Genomic DNA, 312 nt, shown 5'->3' with positions numbered 1-312 from the left:
GGTGACTGCTTAGTATCTTATTAAATTGCGTATTGGTAACTAAACCCTAACGCCTCAATGGCTGAGCCAAGCACTTTGCGCTCAGCCGTATCTGTTCCCGTAAAGCGTGGCATTTCGCCGCCATGTTGTTGGCACTTTTGCGCATAGTAATCGCGCTTACAAGGATGCGACGGGTTAACCACATTATAAATACTCTGCCCTTGATGCCAATGCTCAAGCACCGCAAAAATAGCGTTAATCACATCTTGCTGATGCACCATATTAACGACTTGCTCGGCAGAGGTATTTAGCTCTTTACCTGCAATAAAACGC

General features: G+C 45.8%; 1 protein-coding gene. It reads right to left on the bottom strand.

What is annotated here, in order from left to right; translation table 11 throughout:
* Positions 1-20 precede the first annotated feature (20 nt).
* Positions 21-312 (bottom strand): Rossmann-fold NAD(P)-binding domain-containing protein (locus AAEY62_RS21430; RefSeq protein ID WP_502935539.1); only part of this gene is annotated, 292 nt, incomplete at its 5' end.

Origin of the sequence: Pseudoalteromonas sp. GW168-MNA-CIBAN-0100 (genome assembly GCF_040309225.1) — a bacterium.
GTDB classification, from domain to species: domain Bacteria; phylum Pseudomonadota; class Gammaproteobacteria; order Enterobacterales; family Alteromonadaceae; genus Pseudoalteromonas; species Pseudoalteromonas arctica.
Note: the sequence above shows the minus strand (reverse complement) of the source record. Positions and strands in the feature narration are given on the sequence as shown.